Here is a 1,015-nt window from a genome sequence, read left to right as displayed (position 1 = left end):
CGCCTGACCGCGGCGGGGGGCGCCCTCACCGGGCCCGGGCCGCCCCGCTCTCGCCGGCCTGCGGCCCCCGGTCGGCGACCAGGGAGGATCGGGCGACGGGAAAGTCGAAGTACGTGTCGGGGAACGGCTCCCTCCGCAGCGTGTAGTGCCACCACTCCTGCGGGAGGTTCACCAGGCCCACCGCCTCCAACACCCCCTTCAGCAGCAGCCGGTTCGCCCGCTGTGCCGCGCCGACCTGCGGACTCAGCGTGTGCGAGAGGGGATCGAAGCAGTCGTAGGCGGTGCCCATGTCCACCGAGGAGTCCGGCCTGCGGTGCGCCTGCGGCGCGTGGCACGGCACCGCCGCACCACGCGCGACGCCATCGCCCGGCGCCGGAGGCGGCGGCCCCGGTGTTCGCGCGGACGGCAGAAGCGGGTGGCCGGGCGGTGTGCCCCCGGGACCGAGCCGCACCAGCGTCACGTCCACCGTCGAACCACGACTGTGCCCGGACCGTTCGGCGAGATACCCGTCGGCGATCAGGCGGCTCTTGTCGACCCGCGGATAGAACTCCGCCTTGGTCCGCCGGTCCGCCGGATCCGAAGCCCACGCCACGAACCGGTCCACCGCCCGCTGCGGCCGGTAGCAGTCGTACACCTTGAGCGTGTGGCCACGGGCCAGCACCACCGACTGCGCCCGCCGCAGCGCCTCGGCGGTGTCCCGCGTCAGCAGGCAGCGCGGCTCCCGGTAACCGTCCACCGGCGCACCCGTGAAGTTGTGCGCGGTGGCGTACCGGATGTCCGTACGCACCGACGGTGCCACCTGCTCCAGTGAGACGAACTCCGCCGGCGCCCCGCGTGCCGGCTCGGAACGGCTCTCCGGCCCCGCCAGGAACAGCGCGGGCAGCAGCAGGAAGGCGGCAGCACGGACAGCGGTCATGCCCCCGACCTACCAGCGTCGCCCGCCCGCCTCACCGGCCCCGCCCGCCCGGTCACCCACCCGGCCCAGGAACCAGCACCGGCCGGCCCAGCCGCTCCC

The 1,015-nt window shown here is 75.0% G+C and carries 1 protein-coding gene; it reads right to left on the bottom strand.

All coding sequences use genetic code 11. The features are described from left to right. Positions 1-25 precede the first annotated feature (25 nt). Entirely contained in the window at positions 26-916 is an 891-nt protein-coding gene (locus tag ACYVE9_RS28215) for a M15 family metallopeptidase (protein WP_461030723.1), read from the bottom strand. Positions 917-1,015: the final 99 nt, after the last annotated feature.

It is taken from the genome of Streptomyces sparsus, from assembly GCF_054776295.1.
Note: the sequence above shows the minus strand (reverse complement) of the source record. Positions and strands in the feature narration are given on the sequence as shown.